A 25,009-nucleotide genomic window follows, 5' to 3' on the forward strand; every position below is an offset into this window, starting at 1 on the left:
CGGCGTCTCCCTTATATTCATGCGCGCCGTGGCGGGGGCATGCATGATCCGTCATGATGGGGGAGATTGCATGATTCATACCGGCGGCCCCATAAAGCCCTTGTGAAGCCATGCCCGCGTACGGGCCAACAGCCAGGATCGTATCTGCCCATGTCCGCCTTCCTTTCCCCTTCCGCCCTGTACGCGCTGGCGCAGGTCGTCCTGATTGACGTGACCCTGGCGGGTGACAACGCCATCGTGGTGGGCATGGCGGTGCGCAACCTGCCGCACAGGGCGCGGCGAGTCGCCATCCTGTGCGGCGTGCTGGGGGCGGCGGTGATCCGTATCGGCCTGGCGCTGGTGGCGGTGCGGCTGCTGGCCATCATCGGGCTGACACTGGCGGGCGGGCTGCTGCTTTTGTGGGTATGCTGGCGGATGTACCGGGAAATGCGCGGCACCGCCCCCGCGGAAGAGGGCACGCCCGCCCCCGGTTCACTGCGCAATGCCATCATCCGCATCATCGTGGCCGACCTGTCCATGAGCCTGGACAACGTGCTGGCGGTTGCGGGGGCTGCGGGCGAGCATATTGGCGTGCTGGTGGCGGGGCTTGCGGTCTCGGTGGTGCTGATGGCGGTGGCGGCGTCGCTTATCGCGCGGCTGCTGGAGCGGTACCGCTGGATTTCGTGGGTCGGGCTGCTGGTGGTGCTGGCGGTGGCGATCGAACTGATCGTAAAGGGCGGGGGCGAGGTCTGGACGCATGTGGGGGGGGCGGCGTGATGCCGCGCGCCGCGCGCCCCGCACTGGCGGCGGGCGTGGCGCTGCTGGCGGCGCTGGCCGCCCGCCCCGCTCCGGCCGCGCCATCCGCACAGCCCGCGCCCGCGCCCGCCCGTGGCGACTGGCCCACCCCGCGGCAGGCCGCCACGGGCAATGCCGATGACGACCCGGTCGCAGCCAAGCTGCTGGTCTATCTGCGCCTGCTTTCCCCCGCGCGCAGCAGCGCGGATGAATACGCCACCTTCCTGACGGAGAACCCGTCCTGGCCCCAGCGCGCGCTGCTGCTGGCGCGCTTCCAGCAGGCCCTGGCCGCCGAGCCGGACAACGCGGCGGCGGGCCGCCTGTGCGCCGCCCAGCCCCTGACCGATGCGCACGCCCTGCTGCGCTGCGCCAGTGCCACCCCCCGCCCCGCCGGGCTGGACGCACAGGCGCGCGCCACATGGGTCAACCGCGCCGACACCCCGGCCGAGGCCCAGGCCCTGCTGACGGGATTCGGCACCGTCCTGACACCGCAGGACCACTGGCAGCGCTTTGACCGGCAGGAACGCGCGGGCAAGGTAGATGCGGCAGCAAGGCAGGTGCCCATGCTGGACCCCGCCCAGCAGGTCGTGGCGCGTGCGCGGCTGGCGCTGCGCCGCAACGACCCGCAGGCGGAAGCCGTGCTGGCCACGGTTCCGGACGGGCAGCAGGCCGATGCCGCGCTGGTGTTCGACCACCTGCGCTGGCTGCACCACGCGCAGCGGCTGGATGAGGCACTGGCCCTGTGGCATGCGCGCGGGGTGGCGGCGGAAAAGGAGGTGCCCCCCACGATCGCGGCCGGTTTCTGGCGCGAGCGTGACGGGCTGGCGCGTGACCTGCTGCTGGCCCACCGCACCGCCGATGCCCTGTTCATGGCCAGTGACAGCGCCGATATCGGTTCCGCCAACCATTACGACGCACTGTTCCTGAGCGGGTGGATCCGGCTGCAATACCTGCATGATGCCAGGCACGCCGTGACCGATTTCACCCCGCTGGCGCAGGCGGTGCCGGTCATTACCCGCAGCCGGGGGCTGTTCTGGGCCGGGCGCGCCCTTGCGGCCGAAGGGCATGCCGCCGCGGCACGCGCGCAGTGGGAACAGGCTGCCACGCTGGCCAATACCTTCTATGGCCAGATGGCCATCGCGTGGCTGGGTGGCAATGCCATGAACCCCCTTCTGGTGCCCGAACAGGCCGGCCGCCAGATCCGCGCCTACCTGCTGCGCCAGAGCGAACCCACCCCCAGCGTGGCCGATTCCGTGCGCTTTGACACCACCGACCTGGCCCGCGCGGCCGAGATCCTGGTGGCATGGGGGGACCGGCGGCATGCGCGTGACTTCATCCTGGCGCTGGATGCGCAGTCCACCAGCACCATCGACCATGTGCTGGCCGCCCGCATGGCCACGCGGCTGGGCATACCCGATGCCGCCGTGATGGTGGCCCGCCTGGCCGGGCGCGACGGGCTGACACTGGTGCATGAAGGCTGGCCGCGCACCTACACGCCGCCCACTTCCATCCTGCCCGCCGATGTGGAACTGGCCGTGGCGCGGCAGGAAAGCGGGTTTGACGCCGCCGTGGTCAGCCCCGCCCACGCCGTGGGGCTGATGCAGCTTCTGGTGCCCACCGCACGCGAGATGGCGCGCAAGGCGGGCCTGCCCGCCACACGGGTCAGCGCCGAATCCCTGACCGACCCGCAGCTCAACATGCAGCTGGGGGCCGCGTACCTTGCCGAGATTGCCCAGCGCATGGGCGGCGCCGTGCCCTATGTGGCCGCCGCCTACAATGCCGGGCCGCACCGCACCGACACATGGCTGCTCACGCTGGGCAACCCCGCGCGCGACACCCCGGTGCCCGACGCCATGCTGGACTGGATCGAGAGCATCCCGTTTGGCGAGACCCGCAACTACGTGGAACGGGTGGAGGAGAACATGGCCATCTACCAGGCCACCGACCCCGCGCTGGGACAGGGCTGATGGCGGGCGACGCACCCCGGCTGGCCCGGCTGGTCGCAACCTTTGGCGGCTGCGGGCTGGCCCCGCGCGCGCCGGGCACGGTGGGTTCGCTGGCCGCACTGGTGGTGGGCATCCCGCTGCTGGGACACTGGATCTGGATGGCGCTGGCCATCCTGCTATGCACCTTCGTGGGCTGGCGGGCCACGGTGGCGGTATCGGGCGGGGCGGACCATGGCTGGATCGTGATTGATGAAGTGGCGGGCATGTGGCTGGCCATGTTCCCCCTTGCCCCCCTGCCACTCACTGCCCTGCGCTGGGCGGACGGGCTGTGGCTGCTGCTGGCCTTTGCCCTGTTCCGCCTGTTTGACATTACCAAGCCCGGCCCGGTGGGCTGGTTTGACCGCAGGCATGACGCGGTGGGCATAATGGGGGATGATGTCGTGGCCGGGCTTATGGCGGGTGCCATACTGGCAGGCATCCACGCCCTGGCCTGATGCGTTAGACCGGCCAGAAATGGAGAACCCGGCGCATGTTACCTGATACGCTCCTTGCCCGCATACCCGACGCGCTGGCCCGCTTCCGCGCGGCGGGGTGCCGCATTGTCACGGCGGAAAGCTGCACCGGCGGCCTGCTGGCCGCGGCCCTGACCGAAGCCGCAGGGTCATCCGATGTGGTGACGGGCGGTTTTGTCACCTATTCCAACAGCATGAAATCCCACGCGCTGGGCGTGCCCGCGACGCTGCTGGAACGGTACGGCGCGGTCAGCCGGGAAGTGGCCGCCGCCATGGCGCAGGGCGCGCTGGGCCATGCGCCCGACGCCAACCTGGCCATTGCCATCACCGGCATAGCCGGCCCCGGCGGCGCGGTGGAAGGCAAGCCGGTGGGGCTGGTCTGGTTTGGCGTGGCGGGCGGGGGCAGCGTGGATACGCTCTCCCACACCTTCGCGGGCGAACGGTGGGATGTGCGCGCGCAGGCGGTCCGCACGGCGCTGATGCTGCTGCTGGACCATGCCGGGCGGCTGATGGCGGAATAGTGGCGGCAGGGTGCGGGGACTATTCGCCCGCGCCATCCATCTGCGTGCGGGGCACGGGTATGCTGCCTGCCGTCTCGCCCGTGCCGGCGGCCTGTACGGCATGGCTTGCGGCCCGGCCCGTGCTGCCCGGCCCCGCACGCATGGAAACGGGGGAAGCGGCGGGGGCCGCCGTGCCGGCCGCCGTGGGCTGTGGCAGTGCCGACCGCGCCTTCTGCAGGCTCTGCGCGTTCAGGTCATCCGTCTGTGCATCGGTGCTGGCTTCCGCCGCATGGCGGGCCGCATGACGGACGGCGGGCGCGGCCATGGCGGGCAGCGTGGTGCACAGCAGGGCACCGCCCAGCATGGTGGCAAGGAAACGTTTGGTCATGACGGGGTCCTTCTGTCCGGTCGGATCTGGGTGTTCAGGCGCTTCCGGCCTTGGCCGTGCCCACGGGCGGCGGTACGGGAGCCGCGGGTGCGGGCGGGCCGTATATGTCACGCGCGCGGCGGATGAAGGCGGAGACCATAAGGCGCACCGCCTCGTTGAACACCACGCCGATCGCGGCCTGCAGCAGGCGGGAGCGGAATTCGAAATCCACAAAGAAATCCACCAGGCAGCCACGCGGTTCGGGCGTGAAGGTCCAGACGTTGTTCAGGTAGCGGAACGGCCCTTTTTCATAACTGACGCGGATCGTGCCCGGTGCCTCAAGCAGCACGCGGCTGGTGAACGTCTCACGGAAGGGACCAAAGCCGATGGTCAGGTCCGCCACCAGTTCGGTTGCCGTGCGCGTGCGCACCCGCGCGCCCGTGCACCACGGCAGGAACTGGGGGTATTTCCCGACGTCGGCCACCAGGTCAAAAAGCTGGCTGGGGGAATAGGCGATAAGCCGACGTTCGGCATGGGTGGGCATCACATAATCTCCATTACGCCACGTTCGCCCCGCAGGCGCTGTTCGCGTGCGGCACGCAGTTCCGCGAAATCGGCGTCCGCATGGTACGACGACCGCGTCAGTGGCGAGGAACTGACCTGCAGGAACCCCTTTACCCGGGCCATGCCCGCATAATCGGCGAATTCCTCCGGTGTCACGAACCGGGCCACCGCCGCATGCTTCACTGTGGGCTGGAGATATTGCCCCAGCGTGATGAAATCAACATCCGCAATCCGCAGGTCATCCATGACCTGGAGTATTTCGGGCCGTTCCTCACCCAGTCCCAGCATCAATCCCGATTTCGTGAAGATGGAGGGGTCCATCTTCTTCACGTCATCCAGCAGGCGCATCGACTGGTAGTACCGCGCGCCGGGGCGGATGGTGGTGTAGAGCCGGGGCACGGTTTCCAGATTGTGGTTGAACACGTCGGGGCGGGCACGCACCACCACTTCCAGCGCGCCGGGCTTGCGCAGGAAGTCGGGGGTCAGGATCTCGATGGTGGTATCGGGCGCGTGCGCGCGGATCGCCCCGATCACGCGCGCGAAGTGGTGCGCGCCGCCATCGGGCAGGTCATCGCGGTCCACCGAGGTAATGACCACATGCCGCAGCCCCAGCCGCGCCACCGCATCGGCCACGCGCTCGGGTTCATCCGCATCCAGCGCGTGCGGCAGGCCGGTGGTGACATTGCAGAACGCGCACGCACGGGTGCAGATTTCCCCCATGATCATCATGGTGGCGTGGCGCTGGGACCAGCATTCGCCGATATTGGGGCAGGCTGCCTCCTCACACACGGTGACAAGGTTGTTGTCGCGCATGAGCCTGCGCGTCTCGTGATAGGTGGGGTGGTTGGGGGCACGCACGCGGATCCAGTCGGGCTTGCGCGCAATGGGGTTATCGGGCCGATGCGCCTTTTCGGGGTGCCGCAGGGCGGCATCCGTCTTCTTGCGGTGGTCGATCGTCAAACGCACGGACATGGCATGAACATCCCATCTGGCAGGCTGGTTGACCAGAAGTGTAACGCCTGCCCCACAACGTCAAGCATTCTTGCGGCCCGCGCGGCGGCAGGGGATCACAACCGCACGATCAGCGCTGTGATCCCCTGCCCTGCCCGCATAACAGGCCGGAAAGTGAAAAAAGTTTTTGGTGAAGCTTTTTTCAAAAAGCGTCAAAGACCGCCGCCTTTTTGAAAAAAGGCGGCACCCAAAAACTTTTATTCTTTTTTATCAGCTAGATATGCAACGCACCGTCATACGCCGCCAGCACGGCTTCGTGCATGGTTTCCGATATGGTGGGGTGCGGGAACACGGTTTCCTTCAGTTCCGCATCGGTCAGTTCACCGGTGCGGGCAATGACGTAGCCCTGGATCATCTCGGTCACTTCGGGGCCGACCATGTGGGCACCCAGCAGTTCACCCGTGGCGTCATCGAAGATGGTCTTGACCATGCCCTCCGGCTCTCCCATCGCAATGGCCTTGCCGTTGCCGATGAAGGGGAAGCGGCCGACGCGCAGCTTATAGCCTGCGGCCTTTGCCTTTTCCTCCGTCATGCCGACGGAGGCCACCTGCGGGCGGCAGTAGGTGCAGCCGGGAATGTTGAGCGGGCTGATCGGGTGCACGCTGCGCCCTGCGATCAGTTCCGCCACCATCACGCCCTCATGGCTGGCCTTGTGGGCAAGCCACGGCGGGGCCGCGATGTCACCAATGGCGAAGACCCCCTTCTCCGCCGTGCGGCAGTAGGGATCGACCGTGATGTGGCTGCGGTCCACCTTGATCGCGGTGCCTTCAAGGCCGATATTCTCGACATTGCCCACAATCCCCACCGCCGAAATCACGCGCGCAACCGTCACCGGCTGCGTCCTGCCGCCAGCCGTGACCTCCACGGTTACGCTGTCAGCATCCTTCTTTATCGCGCCCAGCTTCGCGCCGGTCAGGATTTTCATCCCCTGCTTTTCCAGCGCCTTGCGGGCAAAGGCACTGATTTCGGCATCTTCCACCGGCAGGATGCGGTCGGCCACTTCCACAATGGTCACGTCCGCACCCATGTTGCGGTAAAACGAGGCGAACTCCACCCCGATCGCGCCCGAACCGATCACCAGCAGGCTGCGCGGCAGTTCGGTCGGCACCATGGCCTCACGGTACGACCAGACCAGCTTGCCATCCGGCTCCAGCCCCGGCAGCACGCGCGCACGCGCCCCCGTGGCCACGATCACGTTGGGCGCGGTCAGGACAGCCGTCTCCTTCCCGTCCGTGCTGACCGAAACCTTGCGCAGGTCCCCCTGCGTGCCCGCCAGCCTGCCAAAGCCGTTGATGACCGTGACCTTGTGCTTCTTCAGCAGGTGGGCAACACCCGCCGAAAGCTGGGCCGAGACAGCGCGCGAGCGCTTGACCACCCTGGCAAAGTCAAAGCGCACATTGTCCGCCGCAAACCCGAATTCCTCCAGGTTGTGCAGCATGTGGTTGATTTCGGACGCGCGCAGCAGCGCCTTGGTGGGAATGCAGCCCCAGTTAAGGCAGATGCCGCCAAGCTGGGCGGCTTCCACCACCGCCACCTTCAGCCTGAGCTGGGCGGCGCGGATGGCCGCCACATACCCGCCGGGGCCACCGCCAATGACAATGAGATCAAATTGCGTGGTGCTCATTTCGGATCGTTTCCTCAGACCACAAGGCTCATCGGGTTTTCAACAACCGTGCGGAAGGCCGAGAGCCACTGTGCGGCCAGCGCCCCGTCCACCACCCGGTGATCGACCGAAAGGGTCACGGTCATGACGGTGGCGATCACGATGTCATTGCCCTTGACCACGGCCCTGCGCTCACCCGCCGCAATGGCCAGGATGGCCGCCTGTGGCGGGTTGATGATGGCGGAGAACGCCTTGACCCCGTACATCCCCATGTTGGAGATGGAGAAGGTGCCGCCCTGGAATTCCTCCGGCTTCAGCTTGCCTGCGCGTGCGCGCGCCACAAGGTCGCGCGTTTCCAGGCTGATCTGGCGCAGGCCCTTGGTGTCGGCCGCGCGCACGATGGGCGTAATCAGCCCGTCGGGGATGGAAACGGCAACCGAGATGTCCACGTCATGATACGCCAGCAGCGCGTCATCGGTATAGGACACATTGACCTGCGGCACCCGGCGCAGCGTCACCGCCGCCGCCTTGACCAGCATGTCATTGACGGAAATCTTGTACGCTCCCGGCCCTTCGGACGGGGCGGCCGCGTTAAGCTGGCTGCGGAGCGCCAGCAGCGCATCCAGTTCCACATCCATTTCCACATAGAAATGCGGGATGGTGGACTTGGCTTCCGTCAGGCGGCGCGCAATCACCTTGCGCATGCCCGAATGCGGCACGGTGTCATACGCCGTGCTGGCGGGTGCGGGTGCCGATGCCGGCGCTGCGGCGGGCGCGGCCGTGGCTGCGGGGGCTGCGGCCGGGGCCTGCTGCGCCTGTTCCACATCCCGGCGCACGATGCGCCCATTGGGGCCGCTGCCCTTCAGCGTGGCAAGATCAATGCCCTTCTGGGCTGCAATCCTGCGCGCAAGGGGGGAGGCAAAGACGCGTGTGCCCTTTGGTGCCGGGGCCACAGGGGCTGCCGGTGCGGCCTGCGTGGTGGCGGGAACCGGGGCCACGGGTGTTGCTGGCGCGGGTGCTGCGGGGGCGGGCGTGGCAGCGGCGGTGGCAGCAGGCGCATCGGGCACGCTTTCGCCTTCGGCCACCAGTATGGCGATGGGGGTGTTGACGGCAATGCCCTCCGTCCCCTCGCCAATCAGGATGCGGCCCAGTATGCCCTCATCCACAGCCTCGACTTCCATCGTGGCCTTGTCGGTCTCGATTTCCGCAATCACGTCGCCCGCGGCAATGGCGTCGCCTTCCGCCTTGAGCCAGCGGGCCAGCGTGCCCTCCTTCATGGTGGGGGACAGGGCGGGCATCAGGATGTTGATCGGCATCGCGCGGTCCCTCACACAACCTGCCGGACGGCATTGATGATCCAGTCCGCATTGGGCAGGGCAAGCTTTTCAAGATTGGCGGCAAACGGCATGGGCACATCGGCCCCCGCCACGCGCACCGGCGGCGCGTCCAGGTAGTCAAAGGCGTGCTCGATCACCTGCATGGCCACTTCCGCGCCAATACCGGCAAAGGGCCAGCCTTCTTCCACCACCACCACGCGGCTGGTCTTCTTCACGCTTTCCACCACCGTCTCGGTATCCAGCGGGCGGATGGTGCGCAGGTTGATCACTTCCGCATCGATCCCCTGCTCCGCCAGCTTTCCGGCCGCTTCCAGCGCCACGCCAACCATGATGGAAAACGCCACGATGGTCACATCCGTGCCCGCGCGCTCGACCTTCGCCTTGCCGATCGGCAGGATGAAGTCCTCATCCACCGGGCAGGGAAAACGCTGGCCGTACAGGATCTCGTTTTCCAGGAAGATGACCGGGTTGGGGTCACGGATGGCGGCGCGCAGCAGGCCCTTGGCATCGGCTGCCGACCAGGGTGCCACCACCTTCAGCCCCGGCACATGGCCGTACCAGCTGGCATAGCACTGCGAATGCTGGGCCCCCACACGGGCGGCGGCGCCATTGGGGCCACGGAACACGATGGGGCACGACATCTGCCCGCCCGACATGTAGCGCGTCTTGGCGGCGGAATTGATGATCTGGTCAATGGCCTGCATGGCGAAGTTCATGGTCATGAACTCCACAATCGGCTTGAGCCCGGTCAGGGCCGCGCCAATGGCCATGCCGGTAAAGCCCTGTTCGGTGATGGGGGTGTCGATCACCCGCTTCTCGCCAAACTGGTCCAGCAACCCCTGCGAGACCTTGTAGGCCCCCTGGTATTCGGCCACTTCCTCACCGATCAGGAACACGTCCTCATCGCGCGCAAGCTCGGCGGCCATGGCATCGCGCAGGGCTTCGCGCACGGTCATCTCGGTGGTCTCGCCCCAGTCCTTTTCCGGTTCGGCCGCAACCTTCGGCGCGCCGGGGGCGGCAGGCGTCGGCCCGCATGATGGCGGGGCGGCGGGTGCCTGTACTGCCGGGGCCGTGGGGGATGCCGCGGGCGTCGCATCCGCGCTCTCGCCTTCGGCCAACAGCACGGCGATGGGGGTGTTGACCGCCACGTTCTCCGTCCCCTCGGGGATCAGGATGCGGCCCATCACGCCTTCATCCACGACCTCGACTTCCATCGTGGCCTTGTCGGTCTCGATTTCCGCAATCACATCGCCTGCGGCAATCGCCTCGCCCGGCTTGCGCAGCCAGCGCGCCAGCGTGCCCTCCTTCATGGTGGGGGACAGGGCGGGCATAAGTATCTGTATTGCCATCTTTCAATCAGCTTCCTACCAGAATGTCCGTCCACAGCTCCGAAGGATCGGGTTCGGGACTGGTCTGGGCAAACTCGGCCGCGTCAACCACAACGGCCTTCACCCTGTCATCCATCGCCTTCAGGTCGCTTTCCGCCACACCGCGTTCCAGCAGTTCGCGGCGCACGCGGTCGATCGGGTCATGGTTCTTGCGGATCTCGTCCACTTCCGAACGCTGGCGGTATTTGGCCGGGTCGGACATGGAATGGCCACGGTAGCGGTAGGTATCCACCTCCATCAGCACCGGGCCCTTGCCCGCGCGGCAGTGGGCCACGGCCTCGGCGGCGGCGGCGCGCACGGCCTCGACATCCATGCCATCGACATACATGCCCGGAATGCCCCACGGCTCACCATTGCGCCACAGCGCTTTCGAGGCCGAGGCCCGCTCCACGCTGGTGCCCATGCCGTAGCGGTTGTTCTCCAGCACGAACAGGCAGGGCAGCCTGTGCAGGGCGGCCAGGTTGAAGCTTTCGTACACCTGGCCCTGGTTGGACGCGCCCTCGCCGTAATATGTGACCGAGACCTCGTCCGTGCCGCGATACTTGTTGGCAAAGGCCAGCCCGATGCCCAGCGAGACCTGCGCGCCAACAATGCCGTGGCCGCCATAGAAATGCTTCTCGGAAGAGAACATGTGCATCGACCCGCCCTTGCCGTGGGAATACCCGCCCTCGCGCCCGGTCAGTTCGGCCATGACACCGCGCGGGTCCATGCCGGCGGCCAGCATCTGCCCGTGGTCACGGTAGGAGGTGATGATCTTGTCCCCCTGCTTCAGCTCCATCTGGATGCCCACGACAACCGCTTCCTGCCCGATATACAGATGGCAGAAACCGCCGATCAGCCCCATGCCGTAAAGCTGGCCCGCGCGTTCCTCGAACCGGCGGATCAGCACCATCTGGTAATAGGCTTCCTTCAGGTCGGCCTCGGTCATGGTCCGGCTGTTGTGGCCACCCGACAGGCCGGGATCTGTCTCGTTACTCATCGAACGTCCTTGGTTCATGTTGCCTGTGCCCTGCCCCCTGCCGGGCGGCCGGCACAGCCGTTTCGGTTACAGGGGCGCGCCATGATCCGTCATGCTCCCGCAACGCGGTCATAAGTACCCGAAGCCCCTCCGGATTTATGGATCACGTGTATCTGACCGATTTCCATGTCCCGCTCCACCGCCTTGCACATGTCGTACAGCGTCAGCGCCGCGACGGAGGCCGCGGTCAGTGCCTCCATCTCCACGCCGGTGGGGCCGGTTGTGCGCACGCGCGCGGTAATGGTGATGCCGCGCTGATCCGCGTCGGGCAGCAGTTCCACCCTGACTGACGAGATGGCGAGCGGGTGGCACAGCGGGATCAGGTCGGCGGTTTTCTTGGCCGCCATGATGCCCGCGATGCGGGCTGTGGCCAGCACGTCGCCCTTGGGCATCGCGCCCGCCACAACCAGCGCCAGCGTTTCGGGCCGCATGCTGATATGCCCGTGCGCCACCGCTTCGCGCCGTGTATCGGCCTTGGCCGACACATCCACCATCACCGCATGTCCCGCGCCATCCAGATGGGACAGGCGCGGCCCTGTCATGGCGCGGGGGCCACGGGGGCCGCGCCATCGGGCGTGGTGCCCAGCAGCGCATGCACCGCCGCCCCGACATCCGCCTGCCGCAGCAGGCTTTCCCCCACCAGGAAGCCCGAGGCGCCAATGGCGTTGAGCTTCATCACATCCGCATGGGTGCGAATGCCGCTTTCGGACACGATGATCCGGTCCGGCGGCACCAGCGGGGCAAGCCTGCAGGTGGTCCCGATATCGGTCTGGAGTGTTTTCAGGTTGCGGTTGTTGATGCCGATCAGCGAGGTATCCAGCGCCAGCGCGCGGTTCAGCTCGCCCTCGTCATGCACTTCCACCAGCACGTCCATGTCCAGCCCGCGCGCGATGTCCAGCAGTTCGGCGGCTTCGGCATCGGTCAGGATGGCCATGATCAGCAGGATGCAGTCCGCGCCGATCAGGCGGCTTTCATGCACCTGCCACGGGTCGATGATGAAGTCCTTGCGCAGAAGCGGCAGCTTGCATGCCTCCCGCACGCGGGTCAGGTCCTCGGCGCTACCGTGGAAGCACGAGCCTTCGGTCAGGACGGAAATGCACGCCGCCCCCGCCTTTTCATATTCCTGCGCGATCTGCGTGGGTTCGTAATCGGGACGCAGGATCCCGGCCGAAGGCGACGCCTTCTTGATTTCCGCGATCAGGCCGATCTGGTGGTCCGCCGTCTTCTGCTTCAGCGCCTGGCCAAACCCGCGCGGCGGGGTGTTCACCTCCCGCGCGCGGGCGGTGATTTCCTTCAGTGTCATGACTTTCGCGCGCTGCGCCACATCCACCCTTGTCCGGGCACAGATACGCTCCAGCACGTCGGGAATGCTGTCCACATCCTCGGGCTGGACACTGCCTGTCTGGGGGGAGGTGCTTGGCGTGTCGTTCATTTTCTACCCTGTTACTCTGTTTGGCACGTCCGTGCGGAAGCTCCGCACGGCCTCCAGCACGGCCGCAACCGCGCCACGATCGAGCGCATCCGCCGCAAGGCGGATGTTCCCGCGCAGGGCGGCATAGTCAATCGCGCCACCCCGTATGATAGTGCTGCCCCGCCCCGCCACATGCAATGCGACACCGGCATTCAGCAGCACCGTATCCCGGTACGCCCCGCGCGCCCCGCGCGCCAGCGCCTGCAGCGCCTGCGCGTTATGGGCGGGCGGCCCACCGGCAATGGCGGAAATGGGGGCCGGTTCCAGCCCGGCCGCCGCCGCATCCACGTCCACGGCGTGCACCTGCCCGCCCTCCAGCACGCAGGCGCGGGTGGGACCGGCCAGGGTCAGTTCGTCAATGAACCGCCCCTGCCCGCAGTCACCGCTTATGGCCCAGACATGCGTCGATCCGGTGGCCTGCAATGCCCGGACCATGGTTTCCAGCCAGTCGGGCGAGAACACGCCCACCATCTGCCGCGTTACCCGGGCGGGATTGCACAGCGGGCCGACCAGGTTGAAAATGGTGCGGAAACCCAGCGCCCGGCGCACCGCCCCCACATGCCGCATGGCGGGGTGGTGGTTGGTGGCGGCCAGGAAGGCCAGCCCGTGGCGTTCCACCATGCCGCCAATACGCGCGGGCTCCACCGGCAGGGGCACATCCAGTTCCAGCAGCACATCCGTCGCCCCCGAGCGCGAGGACAGCGCGCGGTTGCCATGCTTGACCACCGGCACCCCCAGGGCGGCCAGCACGAAGGCCACGGCGGTGGAGACATTGAGCGTGCCCAGCCCGTCGCCACCCGTGCCACAGACATCAATCGCGTCATCCGGCATGCCGGGCACCGCGATCATGCGCGCGCGCATGGCGCGCACGGCGGCCTCCAGCTCACCGGCACTTTCCCCGCGCATGTGCAGCGCGGTCAGGAAGGCGGCCAGCGCGGCATCGGGCACGCCGCCATCCATGATCCGGTCAAACGCGGCCTGCGCCATCTCTGGCGTCAATGCCTGCCCGTCCATCACCCGGTCCAGCGCGGCCTGCATTTCAGGTGCCACGACCACGGGCGGGCGGTGGCCCAGCACGGCTTCCAGTTCCACCGGATCGGCGCGCAGCAGGCCACGCAGGCGCAGCGCGGTCAGGAAGGCGGTGGCGGGCACGGGCGCCGCCTCGCCCCGTTCAATGCATTTCAGGCCCTGCTGCGCCAGTTCCGGCGCCACCTTCGCCCCGCCATCGACAGCCTGCCCCAGCAGATCACGAAACAGGGCGCTGGTGGCTGGCGTGCTGTCCATCGTGCTGCCCATCCCTGCTCAGGCAGCCTTGCGCGGCGTGTTGGTGCCGCGTGCGATGGACAGGAAATTGGCCATGATGTCATGCCCGTGTTCGGATGCGATGCTCTCGGGGTGGAACTGCACGCCGAATATGGGCAGGCTGGCGTGGCGCAGGCCCATGATCACGCCATCTTCCGTGCGCGCGGTGGCCACCAGCGTTTCGGGCAGGCTTTCGGGTTCGACCGTCAGGCTGTGGTAGCGCGTGGCGCTGAACGGGTCGGGCAGGCCGGCAAAGATGTCGGTCCCGTCATGATAGACCGGCGAGACCTTGCCATGCATCGGCACGGGCGCGCGCACCACCCTGCCGCCAAATACCTGGCCTATCGCCTGATGGCCCAGGCAGACGCCGAATACCGGCACCTTTCCGGCGGCGGCGGCAATCAGGTCGCAGCAGATCCCGGCTTCATTGGGGGAACAGGGACCGGGCGAGATGACAATGGCTTCGGGCCGCAGCGCCAGCGCATCCGCCACGCTGATCGCATCGTTGCGATGGACGTCACACTTTTCCCCCAGATCGCCCAGATAGTGGACGAGGTTGAAGGTAAAGCTGTCATAATTGTCGATCAGAAGGATCATGGGCGTATCATGGCTTTTCCGCTGGGCCGGGTCAAACCTTCTGGCGTGGCCCGGGCATGTCTTGCCATCCCTTATCATGTACGCGGAAGCCGTAAAATCATCTTGCGAAGTGTTTCAGTCCCCTGATGTCACGACCGCCCGCACACGAAAGAAGTTTCCGGTGGTGCTTTTTCAAAAAGCTTCAGGAGGGAACGCCGCCTTTTTCAAAAAGGCGGCCCCCGGAAATTTCCATGGCCTTCAGGCGTCCCCGGCCGTGGCGAAGCGTACCGCCTCCTCCGCCGCGCGGAACAGGGCGCGGGCCTTCTGGCGGGTTTCCTCGTATTCCGCCTCGGGCACGCTGTCGGCCACGACGCCACAGCCCGCCTGCACGTACATCCGCCCGTCTTTCACCACCGCCATGCGCAGGCCGATGCAGGTATCCATGTCCCCATCGGGGCCGAAATAGCCGATGCACCCGGCATAGGTCGCCCGCCGTGTCGGCTCCACCTCGTCAATGATCTGCATGGCGCGGATCTTGGGTGCCCCCGTCAGCGTGCCGGCGGGGAAGCCCGACATCAGCGCGTCCAGTGCCCCAAGGTCGGGGCGCAGGGTCCCTTCCACATTCGATGAGATATGCATGACATGGCTGAAGCGTTCGATCACGAACTGCTCCGTCACCCTGACCGAACCCAGTTCGCACACCCTGCCCACATCGTTGCGGCCCAGGTCGATCAGCATCAGGTGTTCGGCGCGTTCCTTGGGGTCGGCCAGCAGTTCGGCCTCCAGCGCCAGGTCCTCCACCGTCGTGCGGCCACGCGGGCGGGTGCCCGCCAGCGGGCGCACGGTCATGGTGCCTTCGCGCAGGCGCACCAGCACCTCGGGCGAGGAGCCGACAAGGCTGAACCCGTCCAGGTCCAGATAGAACAGGAAGGGCGCGGGGTTGATGCGCCGCAATGCGCGGTACAGTGCAAACGGCGGCAGGGTGAAGGCGGCGCTGAAGCGCTGGCTCGGCACGATCTGGAAGGCGTCGCCCGCAGCGATATAGTCCTGCAGCCTGCGCACGATGGCGCAGAATTCGTCCTTGCTCATCGTCGATTCCGGCACGGGGGGCGCCATTTCGCCCACCGGCCCGTCAGGCAGTTCCACCGGGGTGGACAGGGCCGCGCGCGCCTGTTCCAGCCGGGCCTGCGCCGCGTCCCATATGGCTTCGGGGGCAACACCCTCCTGCGGGCGCAGGGGCGCGGCCAGCAGCAGTTCGTCACGCACCGTGTCGAATATGGCGAACAGGCCGGGACGCATCAGGATGCCCTCGGGCAGGTCCAGGTCATCGGCGGGCATGTCGGGCAGGCATTCGACCTGACGGACCATGTCATAGCCCAGGTAGCCGAACACGCCGCCGGTCATGGGCGGCAGCCCCTCGGGCAGGTCGATGCGGCTGGCATGCAGGATGCGCCGCAGCGAGACCAGCGGGGCCTCGGCCTGCGGCACGAAGGCATGGGCGGGGGCGGACGGGTCGGTGCACAGGCTGGCACGCCCGTCATGGCAGCGCCAGATCAGGTCGGGCAGCAGGCCGATGACCGAATAGCGCCCGCGTGAGGTGCCGCCCTCCACACTTTCCAGCAGGAAGGCATTGTGCCCGCCATTGCCGCCGCCATGGCTGCGCGCAAGGGGCGACAGGCGCAGGAAGGCGGCAACGGGGGTAAGCAGGTCAGCCGGCTCGACCCGCCATGCCACGGCGGCCCTGCCTTCGCGCAGGGTGGCAAGTGCCGCCGCGCGCCGGGCGGCATCGGGCTGCCGGGAGGGGGGGCGCATGCGCGCGGCGTCTGCTGTCACTGTGCGGTTCCTGTGTTCTGGCCGCCCGTTACCTCCGCCATCACGGCGCGAAGGGCGGACTCGTTGGGCCTGGGCTTGACAATGGCTTCCAGCGCCCCGCCATAGCCCATCTCGATATCCTCGCCCATGGACTGGGTCAGGCCCGCGCGCACGCGCCCGTACAGGTCCTTCTGCGTGGCGGGGTCGGGGTGGTTGATGGCCGTCAGCGTGGCCACCACATAGGAATCACCCGCTTCGGTCATGACATTCTGCCCCACCTTCTCCAGCCGGAAGATCAGGGCGGCCACCTCACGCGGGATTTCGGGTGCCGGCTGCATGGGGGAAATGGGCTGGCTGTGCTCCAGCCCCGGCACGGCGGGGGTGACATGGGCCAGCCCCCCCTGCCCCTGCGCCTGGTTGTAGAAGGCGGTGGCCTGCTGATCGGCCATGTGGCGGCGGGCATCGGCCTGCCATGCGGCGGCGACACGCGGCCCGGCCTCGGCCAGATCCAGCGCATGGCCCGGCGTCACGCCATCAACCGATACGGCATACCATGCGCCATCCGGCCCCTGCACCAGCACGGGGCTGGCCCCTTTTGCCTGGGAGAACACGCGGGCGATGACCGCCTGCCGCACCGCATCGCTGCCCGGTATGGGGGCGGGCGTGCCTTCGTGGGTGTTGCCGCTGGCATCAAGGTCGCCCGATACGGCCACGGCACCCAGGTCGGCGGGAATGGAATCCAGCCCGCCGCCGGCAATCGCGTCCTGCAGCTTCTGCACCCGGTCGGCCAGCAGCGCCTGCGCGCGGGTATGGGCGATCTGGTCATGCAGCGCCTGCTTCACATCGGCAAAGGGCGTGGTGTGGGCGGGGGTAAGCGTGGTGACGCGAAAGACGACCCAGCCGCCCTCGCTCTTCACCGGCCCCTGTGTCACGTCGACGGGGGCGGCGAAGATCGCCCGGCCCAGATCGGCGGAGGGAATGTCCGTCTGCTTCATGCCCGGCAGTTCCACCGCCGCCGCGTCCCGGCCCGCGTCCTTCTGCACCTGCGCCCATGCCCCCGCATCCGTCCACCGCGCGCGCAGGGCGGTGGCGCGGTCCTGCGTCGGCACGGTCACGATCTGCACGCTGCGCCGTTCGGGCGCGCTGAAGGTCTGGGCCTGATCCTGATAGCTTTTCTGCAGTTCGGCATCGGTAATGTCGAGCATGCGGCCGATGGTGTCGGCCGAAAGCACGACCACGCGGGCATGGCGGTATTCGGGGGCGGTGAATTCCCACGGGTGGTTGGCGTGGTAGCGCGCAAGCTGGGCGGGGGTCGGGGTGGCGGTCACCTGCTGGCTGTCAAAGGGCACGCGCACCAGGTCGATGGTGCGGGTCTGGGCCTCGAAATCAAACAGGCGGCGGACCATCACGTCGGGCACGGTGGCCCCGTCACGAATCGGCTCCAGCAGCACGCGCGACGCCTGTTCCTGCCGCACCAGTTCAATCAGCCGCCCTTCGGTCATGCCAGTGCGGTGCAGGCGGTCGTTGAACAGGGCGCGGTCGAACTGGCCATTCGTGCCCCTGAAGGCGGGGATGGAGAAAATCTCGTCCCGCACCACGGAATCGGGCACGATCAGGCCGTGGCGGTCGGCGGCCTCGGCAATTTCGGCCTGCAGCACAAGGCGCTGGAGCACCTGACGGGCCACCTGTTCGCGCGTTGCGGGCGGGATCTGGGCCGGGTCGGACAGGTGCATGGACTGGGCCACCTGCGGCATCTCGGACTGGAGCGCGTTCTGGTAGGACTGCACCAGGATGGGGCGGCTGCCCACGCGGGCGGCCACGTCGGCGCGTTCGGTGCCGATGTTCATCAGCACATCCCCCACGCCAAACCCGATGAAGGCGAGGAAGAACAGCCCGGCAACAATGCGCCCCACCCATGAATCGACAAACACGCGATACAGAAAAGATAGCATGAAAAACCCTGCGCCAGCACCAAGACAAAGCCGGACGGAACAGGGCGTGCGCACCATGCGCACCCGGACGGGCGCCCTGTTTTCCGGTCGGGCACCATACGGTCACGCCGCCGGTTTGACCAGCACCCGCATGCACGCAGCCATGTCCCGCGCGCCGCGCGGGTTGCACAGGCCGCCGCGCCGTGGTGTAGGCTGGCGCCCGTCATAAGCCATGCCCCGCACCGCCGCACGCGGCACCCAGGCGGCATGGGCCAGGAGTGGAAACATGAAGCAGATTATTGTCGGCAACTGGAAAATGAACGGCCTGAGCGCCGATGCGGACGCACTGGTGGATGCACTGGCCACGGGCCTTGCCGCCCTGCCCGCGCGGGCGGACGTGGTGGTCTGCCCCCCCTTTACCCAGCTTGCGCGCCTGGCGCCAAAGCTGAAGGCCGCGGGCATGGCACTGGGCGCGCAGGACTGCCACAAGGACAGGTCGGGTGCCCATACGGGCGACATTTCGGCCCCGATGCTGGTGGACCTTGGGGTGGAATACGTGATCCTTGGCCATTCCGAGCGCCGCGCCGAGCATGGCGAGCTGGACGAGACGGTGCGCGAGAAGGCGGTGGCCGCCATGGCGGCCGGCCTGACCCCCATCGTATGCGTGGGCGAGAACGCCGACCAGCGCGACAGCGGGGATTCGCAGGAAAAGGTGGGCTGGCAGATCCAGGGCTCCCTGCCGCAGGGCTTTACCGGCATCGTGGCGTATGAGCCGGTCTGGGCCATCGGCACCGGGCAGGCGGCATCACAGCAGGATATTGCCGACATGTCCGCCTTCATCCGCGCCGAACTGGTGCGGCAGTTCGGGGAAGCTGGCAAAACGATCCGAATCCTTTATGGTGGCTCCGTCAATGAACGCAATGTCACCGATATCCTGCCCGTTGAAAACGTGGACGGGGCGCTGGTGGGCAATGCCAGCCTGAAGGCCGATGCCTTCGTGCCGCTTGTCCGCGCCGCCCGCGCCTCGTGATTGCCGCGCGGCTGGCGGGGCTCTACTGGAAAGACGCATGATCACTGTTCTTCTTCTACTGCACCTGTTCGTCACCATCGCGCTGATCGGGACCATCCTGATCCAGCGCAGCGAGGGCGGCGGGCTTGGAATCGGCGGCTCGCAGGGCATGGGTTCCTTCATGTCCGGGCGCGGCACGGCAACGCTGCTCACGCGCTCCACCGCCGTGCTGGGCACGGTTTTCATGGTGCTCTCGCTGACGCTTGCGGTCATGAACCGTGGCGCGTCCAGCGGGGTGGGCCATGATATCCTGGCGGCACCGCCCGCGGCGGCCCCCGCCCCCGCACCCGCGCCAGCCCCCTGAACGCACGCCCCACGGCACGCGATTTCCATGCCCCGGCACGCCGTGCCGGGGCATTTTTCATTTTTTGGGCCACGGGCGCATCGTAGCCTTTGCAGCCGGGCCGCAAGCTGTGTAGAAAGGCCATCCATGACGCGGTTTGTATTCATCACCGGCGGCGTGGTGTCCTCCCTTGGCAAAGGCATCGCTTCGGCTGCCCTTGCTGCCCTGCTTCAGGCCCGTGGCTATCGGGTCCGGTTGCGCAAGCTTGACCCCTATCTGAATGTCGATCCGGGGACGATGAGCCCCTATCAGCACGGCGAGGTCTTCGTGACCGACGACGGCGCCGAGACGGATCTCGACCTTGGGCATTACGAACGCTTCACGGGTGTGCATGCCACCCGGGCGGACAATGCCACGACGGGGCAGATCTATTCCGGCGTGATCGCGCGCGAACGGCGTGGCGACTATCTGGGGGCGACCGTGCAGGTCATTCCCCACATTACCGACTCGATCAAGGAAACGATCGTGGCCGATACCGAGGACCTGGACTTCGTCCTGGTCGAGATCGGCGGCACGGTGGGCGATATCGAAAGCCTGCCCTTCCTTGAATCCATCCGCCAGCTGCGCAACGACCTTGGCCCCGACCAGACGATGTTCATCCACCTCACCCTGCTGCCATGGATCGCGGCGGCGGGTGAGCTGAAGACCAAGCCCACCCAGCATTCCGTCAAGGAACTGCAGAACGTGGGCATCCAGCCGCAGATGCTGGTCTGCCGTTCCGACCGGGAAATACCCGAAAACGAGCGCCGCAAGATCGCCAGCTTCTGCAACGTGCGCCCGCAGGCGGTCATTGCCGCGCGCGACGTGGACACCATCTATGCCTGCCCCATCTCGTACCATGCCGAGGGCATGGATACCGAGGTACTGCACCATTTCGGCCTGCCCACCACGCCCGACCCCGACCTGTCGCGCTGGGAAAAGATTGTCGATGCCGTCCGCCACCCCGACCGCGAGGTGCTGGTGACGGTGGTGGGCAAGTACACCGCCCTGCTGGACAGCTACAAATCCCTGATCGAGGCATTGCAGCATGGTGGCATTGCCAACCGGGCCCGCGTGCGGCTGAACTGGGTCGAGGCCGAGGATTTCGAGAAATCGGACGACGCGGTGAACACCCTTGCCCGCAGCGACGCCATCCTGGTGCCCGGCGGGTTTGGCGAGCGCGGGTCGGAAGGCAAGATCCGCGCGGTGAAATACGCGCGTGAGCACAACATTCCCTTCATGGGCATCTGCTTTGGCATGCAGATGGCGGTGATCGAATGCGCGCGCAACCTGGCGGGGATCGAGAAGGCGTCATCCACCGAATTCGGCCCGACCGAATACCCGCTGGTCGGCCTGATGACCGAATGGGCGCGCGGCAACGAACTGCTGCGCCGGCGCGAGGGCGGCGAGATGGGCGGCACCATGCGGCTGGGCGCCTACCCCGCCAGGCTTGCGCCGGGTTCGCGCGCGGCCGAAGCCTATGGCCGCACCGACATCCGTGAGCGCCACCGCCACCGGTACGAGGTGAACAACCACTACCGCGAGCAGCTGGAAAAGACCGGGCTGCGCTTCTCTGGCATGTCGCCCGACGGCATCCTGCCCGAAGTGGTGGAATACCCCGATCACCCGTGGTTCATCGCGGTGCAGTACCACCCCGAACTGCTGTCCAAGCCGTTTGACCCGCACCCGCTGTTCTCCGGCTTCATCAAGGCCGCCGTGGAAAAGGCCGCCGAGCGGGCGGGTGGCAGGCGATGACCGACCACCGCGCGCTGTCCATCGGCAGCCTTACGGTTGGCAACCAGTCCCCCTTCACGCTGATTGCGGGTCCCTGCCAGATCGAATCAGCAAGCCACGCGATGGAGGTGGCGGACGCGCTGCATGGCATCGCCACGCGACTGGGGATCGGGCTGATCTACAAAAGCTCGTTCGACAAGGCCAACCGCACCTCCATCAACGGCGCGCGCGGCGTGGGCATGGCGCAGGGGCTGGACATACTGGGTCAGGTGCGCGCCCGCTTCGGCATGCCGGTGCTGACCGACGTGCACCTGCCCGACCAGTGCGCCGCGGTGGCCGAGACGGTGGATGTGCTCCAGATCCCCGCCTTCCTGTGCCGCCAGACCGACCTTCTGCTGGCGGCGGGCCAGACGGGGGCGGCCATCAACATAAAAAAGGGGCAGTTCCTTGCCCCGTGGGACATGGCGAACGTGGCCGCCAAGGTGGCTTCCACCGGCAATGAGCGCATCATGCTGTGCGAGCGTGGCACGTCATTTGGCTACAACACGCTGGTCAATGACATGCGCGGCCTGCCGATCATGGCGGGCACGGGGTATCCGGTCATCTTTGACGCCACCCATTCCGTCCAGCAGCCGGGGGGGCTGGGCACATCCTCGGGCGGGCAGCGGGTATTCGCCCCCATCCTGGCGCGCGCGGCGCTGGCCGTAGGGGTTGCGGGGGTGTTCATTGAAACCCATCCCGACCCCGATACAGCCCCCAGCGATGGTACGACCATGCTGCCGCTGGCCTGTATGGAAGACCTGCTGACCACCCTGCTGCGCTATGACCGGCTGACCAAGCAGAACCCGCCAGCCGAGATCGTCTGACCGGCTGCCGGAAACCGGCCCGTGGCTGAATGGGGGCCGCCTTTCCCCGCGAAGGCGGCTTCTCTGCCGGTGCCTTGTAAAAAAAGCAGCGCCAGAGACCCCGCATGATGCCCTGCGGGCGGTTCAGGCGGCTGGCTGTTCCCTCCCCCCGGTGTCATGGGCAGGCGGCCCGCCATGCCGGATAAATGGCGGCCATCCGCGCTTTTCCGGGGCAGAGGGCGCCGGCTTGCAGGGTATGTTCCCAACGTTCCCAACGTTCCCTTTGATTATAGGGAATAATATTTGAAATACGGTATCCTCTGGCATGGCTGCTACCATACCGACAGATCTGCCCAAACCAAGGGAACATTGGGAACATAAGGAACACCGCAGGGCTGAAAAAAAACAACCCGTTGATAAAAAAGAGTTTCCGGGTGTCGCCCCGTTCCCGGAAAGGTGACGTTGCCCGAAGTGTCGGGAACAGGCCGCCAGACCGCCGCCCTACCCTTCTTCCCCCGCCATGCGGCGCAGCACCGCATGCCCCGCCTGTGCAAAAACGGCCGGGCTGTAGCGCTGCGTGACCAGCGCGTGCGCCGCCTGCCCCATGGCCGCCAGCCGCCCGGGCTGGCGCAGGGCGGTTTCCAGCCGGTCGGCCAGCGCGTGGGGGCAGCAGGGCGGGACTTTCCAGCCGGTCACGCCATTGATGATGGAATGGTTCATCTCCCCCACCGTGCTGCCAATCACGGGCAGGGCCGTGTCCATGGCCTCATGCGCCGCGATGCAGAACCCTTCGCGGCGGGAGGGCTGGACATACAGGTGGCACCCGCGCAGGAACGCCGCCGTATCCTGCACGTAACCGGCAAATACCACGTTATCCAGCCCGTGGCGCTGGCAGAAGGCGCGCAGGCGGGCTTGTTCCGCCCCCTCGCCCCCGATCGTGACCTGGAACGGCGGCAGGTCCCCCACCGCCCGGAGCAGTACCAGCGCGCGGCACAGCATGTCGTACCCCTTGCCGGGATTGAGACGGCCCAGCGTGCCGATCCGCACCACCTGCCCCGGCTGCCAGCCCGGTGCCGGGGCCAGATCGGGGCGGGTGCGGAAAATGGGCCAGCACATCAGCCGCGATTCGGGCACCCCCAGCCGCCTGCGGGTCAGTTCGGTCACATAGGCGGAATCCCCCACCCACAGCGCGCTGCGCCCGCGCATGAGCCGCAGCAGCGCCAGGTTGCCGGGGCGAAGGAACGCATTATGCTGCCAGCTTGTAACCGGAACCCCCCGCCGCAGGCCCACGACCTGCCCCAGCAGCGTCGCGCGCGTCAGGGATGTCCAGATATGGGTGGGGGCCACATCGCGCACCCAGCCATCCAGCCGGCGCAGCACGGACGGGGCCGGGGCATCATCGGCCGCCAGCACGTCCGTCCCGATGCCTGCCGCTTCCAGCGCCGGAATGGCGCGGCCGTTGCGCCGTTCCAGCGCCACCACATGCACCGTATGGCCATGGGCGCGGCAGACATCCACGATCGCCGGAATGGGGAGGGCCGCGCCACCACCTTCAAAACTGTTGATGACATAAGCAATCCGCATGACGTTCTCCACCACCCCCGCAGGGTGGCGGGATCATAGCGCCATGCGGCCCCCGCGTTCAGGCGGCGGCGCGTTTATCCTGTAACAAATAGTAAACAATTTCCCGCGCGGCACGGCGGGCGGCACTGCCCCCCGCTTCGATATGGAACGTGGCGGCAAAGGCCGCGCGCTGGTGGCGGGCAAAGGCTGCCTGCTGTTCCTGCGCCACCGCAAGCGCCCGTGGCAGCGCGCTGACCCGGTCGATCACCTGCCCCATGTTCCAGTGCGCATAGCTGGGATTGCCCTGCCAGCGCGCACCGTGGGAATTAAGGAAGATGCACGGGCGCGGGTTGCAGATCCATTCATAGACCTGGCTGCTGGCATCACCCAGGTAGATGTCGGCCGCCAGGACATAGGACATGTCGACCGAGCGCGTGCTGCCGGTATCGATCAGGATATGGGACAGGTTGCGCAGCCGTTCGGGTATGGGCCAGCGGCAGCGGATGCGCCGGTGCTCGACCGATGTGTGCAGCCAGCGGCGGAACAGCATGACATGGGGCGCGAAGATCAGGTTGTAGTCATCCTGCCGGGCAAACCATTCCAGCACCCCCAGCCCCATGTCCCACCACGAGGACAGGACCGGGTCGAAATGCGGGTTGTACAGCACCGTGGGCCGGTCATTGTCAAAAAAACGCGGGCGGGCACCCATGTCGATGATATCGAATTTGGGATAGCCGATCACCGCATGGTGCCCCGGGCGGACCAGCCCCCCGGCCAGCATGCGGTCACGTGTCTTGGTGCCGGGCAGCAGCACCAGGTCAAAGAAGCGCGTCACGTCACGGAACCCGATGGCACGGTCCCCCGCCCCGTGCGGCAGGTAGACCAGCCTGACATCAAGGTTGAAATGGCTCCTGAGCAGGGCCGACGTCGTCTCTGGCACCACCAGCGCGTCAAAGCGGGCGAACAGCCCCACATTCTCGCGCAGGTTGGCGATGCGGCGGAAGGGCAGCACCGCCTTTGCCACCACGTTGATCGCGCGTGACAGGCGGCTGATGTCGATATGGATGAAACGCACCCGCGCGGCGCATCCCGCAATGATGGCCCTGACCTGCCGTTCCTGCGCATCGCACGACGTGACAACGCTTACATCCTGCCCCAGCGCCACCAGTTCACAGATGATCGGCGCGGTATGCGCAATCTGGTGGATGCAGTCATGGTTGAACAGAAAGCCGATCTGCATGCGTGGGATGCTGGTCATGTGACGAAGTGTGACCGAATTTTGCCGTAAAGAACAGATATGGCGGCTTTTCTACGGCAAAATTTATCTTTTTGTAACAGATTTTATACCACACCCCTTAATTTGT

24 protein-coding genes are annotated in these 25,009 nt (G+C 66.9%); 8 read left to right on the forward strand and 16 right to left on the reverse strand.

The features are described from left to right. Positions 1–150 precede the first annotated feature (150 nt). Genes GWK63_RS09480 through GWK63_RS09495 form a run of 4 tightly spaced genes read left to right on the forward strand, consistent with a single transcriptional unit; the run spans position 151 to position 3,753 of the window. A complete protein-coding gene (locus GWK63_RS09480; RefSeq protein ID WP_034929814.1) occupies positions 151–756 on the forward strand; it encodes a YjbE family putative metal transport protein in 606 nt (201 codons plus the stop codon). Next, complete coding sequence (locus GWK63_RS09485) at positions 756–2,741, forward strand: lytic transglycosylase domain-containing protein (protein ID WP_099963201.1); 1,986 nt, start codon at positions 756–758, stop codon at positions 2,739–2,741. The genes GWK63_RS09480 and GWK63_RS09485 overlap by 1 nt, the downstream gene beginning before the upstream one ends. Next, positions 2,741–3,214, forward strand: coding sequence for a phosphatidylglycerophosphatase A family protein (locus GWK63_RS09490; RefSeq protein ID WP_007400310.1), 474 nt, complete (start codon positions 2,741–2,743; stop codon positions 3,212–3,214). The genes GWK63_RS09485 and GWK63_RS09490 overlap by 1 nt, the downstream gene beginning before the upstream one ends. Before the next feature lie 35 nt (positions 3,215–3,249). Beyond that, a complete protein-coding gene (locus GWK63_RS09495; protein ID WP_007400309.1) occupies positions 3,250–3,753 on the forward strand; it encodes a CinA family protein in 504 nt (167 codons plus the stop codon). A gap of 19 nt (positions 3,754–3,772) precedes the next feature. On the opposite strand, the gene GWK63_RS09500 is transcribed toward GWK63_RS09495, so the two are convergent. From GWK63_RS09500 to GWK63_RS09565, 14 genes are all read right to left on the reverse strand, one after another. Further along, positions 3,773–4,120 carry a hypothetical protein gene (locus GWK63_RS09500; protein WP_007400308.1) on the reverse strand — a complete coding sequence of 116 codons (348 nt, stop codon included), beginning with the start codon at positions 4,118–4,120 and terminating at the stop codon, positions 3,773–3,775. Positions 4,121–4,154: 34 nt separating this feature from the next. After that, on the reverse strand, positions 4,155–4,643 hold the full coding sequence (locus tag GWK63_RS09505) for a type II toxin-antitoxin system RatA family toxin (protein WP_034929821.1): 489 nt from the start codon (positions 4,641–4,643) through the stop codon (positions 4,155–4,157). Continuing rightward, the gene (lipA, locus tag GWK63_RS09510) at positions 4,643–5,635 is read right to left on the reverse strand and encodes a lipoyl synthase (protein WP_040000011.1); all 993 of its coding nucleotides are present in this window, start codon (positions 5,633–5,635) and stop codon (positions 4,643–4,645) included. Before lipA ends, GWK63_RS09505 begins: the two co-directional genes overlap by 1 nt. 253 nt (positions 5,636–5,888) lie before the next feature. Continuing rightward, positions 5,889–7,298: a dihydrolipoyl dehydrogenase gene (lpdA, locus tag GWK63_RS09515; protein ID WP_007400304.1), complete on the reverse strand. Its 1,410-nt coding sequence runs from the start codon at positions 7,296–7,298 to the stop codon at positions 5,889–5,891. A gap of 14 nt (positions 7,299–7,312) precedes the next feature. After that, the gene (locus GWK63_RS09520) at positions 7,313–8,593 is read right to left on the reverse strand and encodes a pyruvate dehydrogenase complex dihydrolipoamide acetyltransferase (protein ID WP_040000009.1); all 1,281 of its coding nucleotides are present in this window, start codon (positions 8,591–8,593) and stop codon (positions 7,313–7,315) included. A gap of 11 nt (positions 8,594–8,604) precedes the next feature. Beyond that, positions 8,605–9,963 carry a pyruvate dehydrogenase complex E1 component subunit beta gene (locus GWK63_RS09525; protein ID WP_007400302.1) on the reverse strand — a complete coding sequence of 453 codons (1,359 nt, stop codon included), beginning with the start codon at positions 9,961–9,963 and terminating at the stop codon, positions 8,605–8,607. Between the two features lie 7 nt (positions 9,964–9,970). Next, positions 9,971–10,930 carry a pyruvate dehydrogenase (acetyl-transferring) E1 component subunit alpha gene (gene pdhA, locus GWK63_RS09530; protein WP_007400301.1) on the reverse strand — a complete coding sequence of 320 codons (960 nt, stop codon included), beginning with the start codon at positions 10,928–10,930 and terminating at the stop codon, positions 9,971–9,973. A gap of 140 nt (positions 10,931–11,070) precedes the next feature. Continuing rightward, positions 11,071–11,562, reverse strand: coding sequence for a cyclic pyranopterin monophosphate synthase MoaC (gene moaC / locus GWK63_RS09535; protein WP_034929838.1), 492 nt, complete (start codon positions 11,560–11,562; stop codon positions 11,071–11,073). Next, entirely contained in the window at positions 11,559–12,452 is an 894-nt protein-coding gene (trpC, locus tag GWK63_RS09540) for an indole-3-glycerol phosphate synthase TrpC (RefSeq protein ID WP_007400298.1), read from the reverse strand. Before trpC ends, moaC begins: the two co-directional genes overlap by 4 nt. Before the next feature lie 3 nt (positions 12,453–12,455). Beyond that, positions 12,456–13,787, reverse strand: a complete 1,332-nt coding sequence (trpD, locus tag GWK63_RS09545; RefSeq protein ID WP_007400297.1) for an anthranilate phosphoribosyltransferase — start codon at positions 13,785–13,787, stop codon at positions 12,456–12,458. 6 nt (positions 13,788–13,793) lie between these two features. Continuing rightward, positions 13,794–14,390: an anthranilate synthase component II gene (locus GWK63_RS09550; RefSeq protein WP_007400296.1), complete on the reverse strand. Its 597-nt coding sequence runs from the start codon at positions 14,388–14,390 to the stop codon at positions 13,794–13,796. A 237-nt stretch (positions 14,391–14,627) separates the two neighbouring features. After that, the gene (gene trpE / locus GWK63_RS09555; protein WP_007400294.1) at positions 14,628–16,181 is read right to left on the reverse strand and encodes an anthranilate synthase component I; all 1,554 of its coding nucleotides are present in this window, start codon (positions 16,179–16,181) and stop codon (positions 14,628–14,630) included. Between the two features lie 17 nt (positions 16,182–16,198). Then, entirely contained in the window at positions 16,199–18,190 is a 1,992-nt protein-coding gene (locus GWK63_RS09560) for a peptidylprolyl isomerase (RefSeq protein WP_050800808.1), read from the reverse strand. A gap of 45 nt (positions 18,191–18,235) precedes the next feature. Next, positions 18,236–18,400 (reverse strand): hypothetical protein, encoded by a 165-nt coding sequence (locus GWK63_RS09565; protein WP_007400292.1) that lies wholly within the window; start codon positions 18,398–18,400, stop codon positions 18,236–18,238. Between GWK63_RS09565 and tpiA the strand changes: the two genes are divergently transcribed. The 4 genes from tpiA to kdsA all read left to right on the forward strand — a co-directional run bounded on the left by tpiA (position 18,399) and on the right by kdsA (position 22,103). Further along, positions 18,399–19,142, forward strand: coding sequence for a triose-phosphate isomerase (tpiA, locus tag GWK63_RS09570; protein WP_007400291.1), 744 nt, complete (start codon positions 18,399–18,401; stop codon positions 19,140–19,142). The genes GWK63_RS09565 and tpiA overlap by 2 nt on opposite strands. 37 nt (positions 19,143–19,179) lie before the next feature. Then, positions 19,180–19,485 (forward strand): preprotein translocase subunit SecG, encoded by a 306-nt coding sequence (gene secG / locus GWK63_RS09575; RefSeq protein ID WP_007400290.1) that lies wholly within the window; start codon positions 19,180–19,182, stop codon positions 19,483–19,485. Between the two features lie 126 nt (positions 19,486–19,611). After that, entirely contained in the window at positions 19,612–21,258 is a 1,647-nt protein-coding gene (locus tag GWK63_RS09580) for a CTP synthase (RefSeq protein WP_007400289.1), read from the forward strand. Beyond that, positions 21,255–22,103, forward strand: coding sequence for a 3-deoxy-8-phosphooctulonate synthase (gene kdsA, locus GWK63_RS09585; RefSeq protein WP_007400288.1), 849 nt, complete (start codon positions 21,255–21,257; stop codon positions 22,101–22,103). The genes GWK63_RS09580 and kdsA overlap by 4 nt, the downstream gene beginning before the upstream one ends. Before the next feature lie 480 nt (positions 22,104–22,583). On the opposite strand, the gene GWK63_RS09590 is transcribed toward kdsA, so the two are convergent. Together GWK63_RS09590 and GWK63_RS09595 are read right to left on the reverse strand one after the other, a co-directional pair. Next, positions 22,584–23,666: a glycosyltransferase family 4 protein gene (locus GWK63_RS09590; RefSeq protein WP_040000015.1), complete on the reverse strand. Its 1,083-nt coding sequence runs from the start codon at positions 23,664–23,666 to the stop codon at positions 22,584–22,586. Positions 23,667–23,724: 58 nt separating this feature from the next. Beyond that, positions 23,725–24,903, reverse strand: coding sequence for a hypothetical protein (locus GWK63_RS09595; protein WP_050800806.1), 1,179 nt, complete (start codon positions 24,901–24,903; stop codon positions 23,725–23,727). Between the last annotated feature and the right edge of the window lie 106 nt (positions 24,904–25,009).

The organism is Komagataeibacter rhaeticus (genome assembly GCF_011611525.1).
GTDB lineage: Bacteria > Pseudomonadota > Alphaproteobacteria > Acetobacterales > Acetobacteraceae > Komagataeibacter > Komagataeibacter rhaeticus.

What these genes read in the sequence shown, in the direction of transcription:
- GWK63_RS09480 (WP_034929814.1), top strand. Translation starts at nt 151, where the DNA reads ATGTCCGCCTTCCTTTCCCCTTCCGCCCTGTACGCGCTGGCGCAGGTC.
- GWK63_RS09485 (WP_099963201.1), top strand. Translation starts at nt 756, where the DNA reads ATGCCGCGCGCCGCGCGCCCCGCACTGGCGGCGGGCGTGGCGCTGCTG.
- GWK63_RS09490 (WP_007400310.1), top strand. Translation starts at nt 2,741, where the DNA reads ATGGCGGGCGACGCACCCCGGCTGGCCCGGCTGGTCGCAACCTTTGGC.
- GWK63_RS09495 (WP_007400309.1), top strand. Translation starts at nt 3,250, where the DNA reads ATGTTACCTGATACGCTCCTTGCCCGCATACCCGACGCGCTGGCCCGC.
- GWK63_RS09500 (WP_007400308.1), bottom strand. Translation starts at nt 4,120, where the DNA reads ATGACCAAACGTTTCCTTGCCACCATGCTGGGCGGTGCCCTGCTGTGC.
- GWK63_RS09505 (WP_034929821.1), bottom strand. Translation starts at nt 4,643, where the DNA reads ATGCCCACCCATGCCGAACGTCGGCTTATCGCCTATTCCCCCAGCCAG.
- lipA (WP_040000011.1), bottom strand. Translation starts at nt 5,635, where the DNA reads ATGTCCGTGCGTTTGACGATCGACCACCGCAAGAAGACGGATGCCGCC.
- lpdA (WP_007400304.1), bottom strand. Translation starts at nt 7,298, where the DNA reads ATGAGCACCACGCAATTTGATCTCATTGTCATTGGCGGTGGCCCCGGC.
- GWK63_RS09520 (WP_040000009.1), bottom strand. Translation starts at nt 8,593, where the DNA reads ATGCCGATCAACATCCTGATGCCCGCCCTGTCCCCCACCATGAAGGAG.
- GWK63_RS09525 (WP_007400302.1), bottom strand. Translation starts at nt 9,963, where the DNA reads ATGGCAATACAGATACTTATGCCCGCCCTGTCCCCCACCATGAAGGAG.
- pdhA (WP_007400301.1), bottom strand. Translation starts at nt 10,930, where the DNA reads ATGACCGAGGCCGACCTGAAGGAAGCCTATTACCAGATGGTGCTGATC.
- moaC (WP_034929838.1), bottom strand. Translation starts at nt 11,562, where the DNA reads ATGACAGGGCCGCGCCTGTCCCATCTGGATGGCGCGGGACATGCGGTG.
- trpC (WP_007400298.1), bottom strand. Translation starts at nt 12,452, where the DNA reads ATGAACGACACGCCAAGCACCTCCCCCCAGACAGGCAGTGTCCAGCCC.
- trpD (WP_007400297.1), bottom strand. Translation starts at nt 13,787, where the DNA reads ATGGGCAGCACGATGGACAGCACGCCAGCCACCAGCGCCCTGTTTCGT.
- GWK63_RS09550 (WP_007400296.1), bottom strand. Translation starts at nt 14,390, where the DNA reads ATGATCCTTCTGATCGACAATTATGACAGCTTTACCTTCAACCTCGTC.
- trpE (WP_007400294.1), bottom strand. Translation starts at nt 16,181, where the DNA reads ATGCGCCCCCCCTCCCGGCAGCCCGATGCCGCCCGGCGCGCGGCGGCA.
- GWK63_RS09560 (WP_050800808.1), bottom strand. Translation starts at nt 18,190, where the DNA reads ATGGTGCGCACGCCCTGTTCCGTCCGGCTTTGTCTTGGTGCTGGCGCA.
- tpiA (WP_007400291.1), top strand. Translation starts at nt 18,399, where the DNA reads ATGAAGCAGATTATTGTCGGCAACTGGAAAATGAACGGCCTGAGCGCC.
- GWK63_RS09565 (WP_007400292.1), bottom strand. Translation starts at nt 18,400, where the DNA reads ATGTTTCCACTCCTGGCCCATGCCGCCTGGGTGCCGCGTGCGGCGGTG.
- secG (WP_007400290.1), top strand. Translation starts at nt 19,180, where the DNA reads ATGATCACTGTTCTTCTTCTACTGCACCTGTTCGTCACCATCGCGCTG.
- GWK63_RS09580 (WP_007400289.1), top strand. Translation starts at nt 19,612, where the DNA reads ATGACGCGGTTTGTATTCATCACCGGCGGCGTGGTGTCCTCCCTTGGC.
- kdsA (WP_007400288.1), top strand. Translation starts at nt 21,255, where the DNA reads ATGACCGACCACCGCGCGCTGTCCATCGGCAGCCTTACGGTTGGCAAC.
- GWK63_RS09590 (WP_040000015.1), bottom strand. Translation starts at nt 23,666, where the DNA reads ATGCGGATTGCTTATGTCATCAACAGTTTTGAAGGTGGTGGCGCGGCC.
- GWK63_RS09595 (WP_050800806.1), bottom strand. Translation starts at nt 24,903, where the DNA reads ATGACCAGCATCCCACGCATGCAGATCGGCTTTCTGTTCAACCATGAC.